This is a genomic window from candidate division KSB1 bacterium (genome assembly GCA_022562085.1).
GTDB lineage: Bacteria > Zhuqueibacterota > Zhuqueibacteria > Oceanimicrobiales > Oceanimicrobiaceae > Oceanimicrobium.
This window is the reverse complement of record JADFPY010000312.1, coordinates 1-5,404: the sequence shown is the minus strand read 5'-3', so window position 1 is coordinate 5,404 and position 5,404 is coordinate 1. Positions and strand designations below refer to the sequence as shown.

Annotated in this window: 5 protein-coding genes; 4 read left to right on the top strand and 1 reads right to left on the bottom strand. The window is 45.0% G+C overall.

The features are described 5' to 3' along the window. The 4 genes from IH879_18955 to IH879_18940 form a co-directional block, all read left to right on the top strand. Positions 1-955: HEAT repeat domain-containing protein (locus IH879_18955; protein MCH7677006.1), on the top strand; the 955-nt coding region annotated here is incomplete at its 5' end. A gap of 8 nt (positions 956-963) precedes the next feature. After that, positions 964-1,521 (top strand): TlpA family protein disulfide reductase, encoded by a 558-nt coding sequence (locus tag IH879_18950; protein MCH7677005.1) that lies wholly within the window; start codon positions 964-966, stop codon positions 1,519-1,521. Between the two features lie 100 nt (positions 1,522-1,621). Further along, the gene (locus IH879_18945) at positions 1,622-2,986 is read left to right on the top strand and encodes a HEAT repeat domain-containing protein (protein MCH7677004.1); all 1,365 of its coding nucleotides are present in this window, start codon (positions 1,622-1,624) and stop codon (positions 2,984-2,986) included. 13 nt (positions 2,987-2,999) lie between these two features. Beyond that, positions 3,000-3,737 (top strand): HEAT repeat domain-containing protein, encoded by a 738-nt coding sequence (locus IH879_18940; protein ID MCH7677003.1) that lies wholly within the window; start codon positions 3,000-3,002, stop codon positions 3,735-3,737. 244 nt (positions 3,738-3,981) lie between these two features. Here IH879_18940 and IH879_18935 read toward each other — a convergent pair. Continuing rightward, on the bottom strand, positions 3,982-5,404 hold a 1,423-nt coding region (locus IH879_18935; protein ID MCH7677002.1), incomplete at its 5' end, for a T9SS type A sorting domain-containing protein.

The following is a 5,404-nucleotide window of genomic DNA, read 5'->3' as shown; positions in this document are numbered from 1 at the left end:
TGAGAAAGTACGAAAAAAATGCATTTTCGGGATTGGCCAGGTCAGGGGTTCCAAAGCGCTTGATACCTTGCACAAGATAGCAAAAACCGATAGAGACCCGAAAATGCAGGCGTATGCGGTTTTCTGGATTGGTCAGCGCGGCGGTGCTGAAACCCTCGACATTTTATTGGATATTTTCAAGAACGAGACCGACCGCAAAGTCAGGGAAAAGGTCATCTTTTCTATCAGCCAGACCGGCGGCAGTCGTGCTGCAAAAATTCTGCAGCAAATTGCGAAAGACGATTCCGATGCAAAGTCGCAGGAGAAAGCAATTTTTTGGCTCGGCCAGCAGGGTGATTCACAGACAGTAGACCTGCTGATGGAGATTTACAACATAACCAAAAATCGAAAAGCGCGGGAGAAAGTTATTTTTTCACTCAGTCAAATCGGCGGCGGCCGGGCAACAAAACTTCTCGAGCAAATCGCGAAAGATGATTCGGATGAAAAGGCCCAGGAGAAGGCGATTTTCTGGATTGGCCAGCGACAGGGATCGGAAACTCTGGACACTCTTTTGGAAATATTCAATACCATCAAAAATCGTAAAGCCAAGGAGAAGGTCGTATTCTCTGTGAGTCAAATAGGCGGCAGTCGCGCCAGCGATATTCTGGTTGATTTTGCCAAAAACAGCTCCGATCCTGAAATTCAGGAAAAGGCAATCTTCTGGCTCGGCCAAAGGGGCGGCTCAGAGAACATGAGTCTGTTAGTTGAGATTTACGACTCCAGTTCCAGCATAAAAGTACGCAAAAAAATCCTCTCATCTTGCGGTCAGATGGGTTCAAAAGCGTCGGTCGATTTTTTGATAAAAGTAGCCAAAAGCGAAGACGACATCGAGTTGAGAAAAAAGGCGATCTTCTGGCTGGGCCAGTCAAATGATGCGAAGGCTAAAAAGGCGCTGTTGGAGATAATTAATCAATAAGTCGCGGAATGAAGTACTTTATGATTTGGCTAAGCATACTTTTGTTATTTTTGAATTCTCCGTTTGGCAGAGTTTTCCCCTTAGAGGAAAGAACTAAACTAGAGATCGCTTTCCCTAATCTGGAAGGTAAAATAGTTACTCTAACGGACGAACAGTTTAAGAGCAAAATCATTTTGATTGATATTTGGGGTACATGGTGTGCTCCTTGTCGGGCCATGACGCCCTTCTTGAACGAAATTTACGAAAAATACCGCGGTCAGAGGGTTGAAATTATCGGTATCGCGTTTGAAAAGCCATCTGATAGAAATCCGCTCGTAACTTTAAAGAAGTATGTAAAGAAAAACAAAATTAAATATACAATTTTGCATGCAGGCGTTTTAAGCGAGCCAGCACAAAAGATTCCTCAACTTGCGTCTCATCTGGGATCCTTCCCAACTGAGATTCTATTAGATCGAGATGGATTTGTGTATCATATCAGTGTCGGTTATGCGGGCAAAAGGGGTCAGAAAAATACAAAGGCCCGAATTGAGGAGTTGCTAAAAAGGGATTCCGAGATCGTTAACTAACGAATGGCTGTTTCTTCCAGGAGAACCCTCAAGGGAAGAAAGAACTTATGGCAATGAAATAGTGATCAAAATCTTCATATAATCAGAGAAGGAGTCTTCGATGGTAAATAAAAGTAGGAAAAGCATGCTTATTTTGAATGTCACCTTAGTAATGATGTCTTTTATCGGAAAATCCTATTCCCAGGAAAAACCCGAACTCCCCGAATTTATGACACTCATCGAAACGAATTCGGGAAAGCTGCAGGACAAAATCCTCGCTGCGCAAAAACGTTTTCGCAGCGAATCGCAAGAAAACAAATTCTGGATGGGGTATCGCTTCCAGCCGCGAACGGACATCGAGTTTGATCGGTTTTATGTTCATGATGACAATATCACCATTTCACGTGGACACGGAGATTTCTATCTCCAGGAAGAAGATGATCTCAAAGCGCATGTCCTGCACGCCCTCAGCGAGCTCGGAGACGAGAAAGCTGAAAAAGCGTACGAAGTTATGAAAAAAGAATTCGCCAAACACAGTTGGACGAATTGGGGCCTTTTCTTTCTGCTTGACGGCCAAAATTCAGAAATCAGAAAGATTAAACTAACCCATCTTTACAGAAAAAGCAGATTCGATGATTTTCCGGTTTATTGGTTTGGTGAAATAAATAATAATGAAAGTTTTAATTATCTGACTGGCCTTATCAAAAATGATGGCTATCAGAAAAAAGTTGTCAAACCGGCTATGTTTGTTTTGAGTCTGCATGAACACCCGAAAGTGATTTCTTATTTAACCCAAACCGCGGCCGCAAACAAAACTTTTGACATTAGAAAAAGTGCCGTCTTTTGGCTAGGCCAAATTCCAGAGGAAGAAAGTTTTGCAGCGCTGGTTCAACTTTTTGAGAAGGAAAAAAATCTAAAGATGAAAGAGAAGCTGGTGTTCTCGATTAGCCAGCATAAAAGTGAGAAAGTGGTTGCAGAGCTGTCCAGGATTGCTAAAAACGACGATGATTTTAGAGTACAGGAAAAAGCGGTTTTCTGGTTGGGGCAGATCGACCGGGAAGAAACTTTGGATGTTTTAACAGAGATGCTCAAAAACACTCAGCATCGTAAGCTTAAAGAAAAAATTGTTTTCGCAATCAGCCAACATAAAAGCGAGCGCGCCGTACCCATTCTTATCGATGTCGCCGAGAATGATAAAAATCGTGAAGTACGCAAAAAGGCGATCTTCTGGCTGGGCCAAATGGCCGGAAGGAAAACACTCGAAGCGCTTGGCGACATTGTGGAAAATGAGGATGAGACGGACCTGAAAACCAAGGCGGTTTTTGCTATCAGCCAGCATCAGGACAAAGAACAGGCTGTCGATATGCTCATGGATATTGCCCGGAACAACCCAAATCCCAAAGTCCGCAAAAAAGCAATTTTTTGGTTGGGGCAAACGGGCGATGAACGCACAGTCGCTTTTTTTAAAGATATTTTAACCAGGTAATTGGAGGTCGAAAATGAAGGCTTTATTTGAGAGGAAAGTTCTCTTTGTTTTTTGTATTCTTATGCTAATTGGTGTTTCGAGCGCTTTTGCCCAAACTGCCAAAGAGAAGATCGAAAAGCAGGTTGAGTCCAAAATCAAGATCAATTTGGAAGGGTTAGAAGGCCTGCAAGGTTTAGAAAGCTTACAGGGTTTAGAGGGGCTTCAGGGCCTTGAAGGGTTATCTGGCGGTCTGGAAAATCTGGAAATCAACCTCGAAGGCTTAGAGCTCGGTTTGCAGGAATTGGACCTGCATGGATTAGAAGAAGGACTGCAAGGCTTGGAAGAGGGTTTGATGGGATTAGCAGAAGGTTTGCGGGGACTCGAGGGTTTAGAAGCTTTAGAAGGTCTGGAAGCTATTCAAGGAGTCGAAGCTTTTGAGATGTTTCAACATTTTGAACAGTTCCAGCGTGGCGGCCGGTTTACTGAAGAGGAACAACTCAAGCTTGAGAGTCTCCGTTCTTTATTTGAAATGGACGAAAAGAAAGCTTTGCCGGTGTTAAAGAACTCACTTGAAAAAGAAAAGAATCCCAAAATCAGGAAAAAATTGGTTCAGTATTTGGCCCGAATTGACAATCCGGAAGCAATTGATGTGCTCGGTAACATAGCGAAAAATGATCTCGACTCGGAGGTGAGAAAACGAGCGATTTATTATCTGGGGAAATCCGGAGATAAAAGGGCGGTAAAGATCTTGAAGGATATTTTGCAGGAGTAGCTGGAATTATTAAACATTCCTTGGGCATGCCTGGCTCTTATGAGGGTTGATGCCAGCATGAAGGTTTGAAATAACTTCTACGCATAACCTGCAAAAGGACGAATGTGCACATTAACGTTGAGGAAGAACCAGACTCCTGAAAACCTCACAACTAACTCAGGGAGCCAGAGCCCTTTTGGCAGGTTCATGCGCTTGGTTATACCGTCGATAAGTCATTGAAATTCAATCATACGGAAGATTTTCCTTATCGTAGCAACGTCAACTTCTTGACACCCGTGAAGTCTCCTATTTGTATCCGGTAAATATACACGCCACTGGCAACTTGTCTGCCAGCATTGTCTTTGCCATTCCAGGCAATGTTGTAAAATCCAGCCTGTTTCTTCTCATCAACCAAAGTGCGTATCTCCTGGCCCTTGAGGTTGTAAATAGTCAAGCCGACTTCGGATTCCTGCGGGAACTGATAGCGGATGATGGTTTCTGGGTTAAAGGGATTGGGATGATTTTGATATAATGCAAAACTTTTTGGTGCATTTGTTTCAACTTTCAAAATCTCTGAATACTGAAAAGAGCCATCGGTATCAATTTGCTTTAGCCGATAATAGAAGGTTCCTAGGCCAACCTTCTTATCAATGAAAACATAACTTTGTGGGATTGATATCGTACCCTTTCCTGCAACAAACGCTATTTTAGAAAAACTATATCGGTCAACGCTTTTTTCAATATCGAACCCAAAATTGTTGGTTTCACTTGTTGTTGTCCAAATTAACTTAACAGAGCTCTCCGCTACTTGAGCTGAAAAAGAAGCAAGCTCTACAGGAACTGCATTATTCAGGATGCCATCGGTTGTTGATGCCGCGGCGATGTCATCGAGGAAGTCTGTAAGCTGCAGCAAGCCTGCACCCGGACCACCTGACTCCTGAAATACGACATTTATCAAAACCCCGGAGCTGGTGAGCGGTGTTCCATTGGAACCTGTGATGGTGATTTCACCAGGGGTGTTCTCCTGGCCGGAGGCCGTGGTCCAACCGTCAGTGAGCGTGCCAGCGCTGTCCGTCTTTTGAAATGTGAGCAGGCTGGTTGGGTAGAGAAATGTCAATTCAAAGTCATCTATGGGAAGGCCGCCGGGATTGTTCAGGTTCAGGGGAACAACCACGGTCTGCCCGGGCGGTGGCGGCAGGTTGACGCTGGCCGGTGTACTCACGTCAAGAGTGTCAATAGTGCAGCTTGCATAGGCGGTGCCCCAGCGGCCGTCGTTTTCGCACTCGCTCGATTCGCTTAAATCAGCAAACTCATTGAATACCCAGAAAATACGATCGTCCGTGGGGTCCAGTGAGATGCCACTGTAGTCACCCCAGCGGTTCTCTGTGCCGATGACTCGGTGGTAAACGTCTTCCCCAGCTTTCACGGTTTCAGACGGTCGCACCGTGCCAGGCGTATCGGCCGCAGCGCGACCCGTGACGTAGGCGCCCGCAAAAATGGTCGGAGCAGAAGCTGAAAAGCCGAATTTCGCGTCCCCGGCACTGTTCACCGCAACCGAGGGAAACGAGGTCGTGGTCATAGCTGCAATATCCTCACCGCCGATGTTGCCCTGATCAGCTAACGTAATTGCGCCACCGGGAACAGCGGCGGTGCTAAGCTTAAACCAATGGGCTGTTGTTTGACCCAAA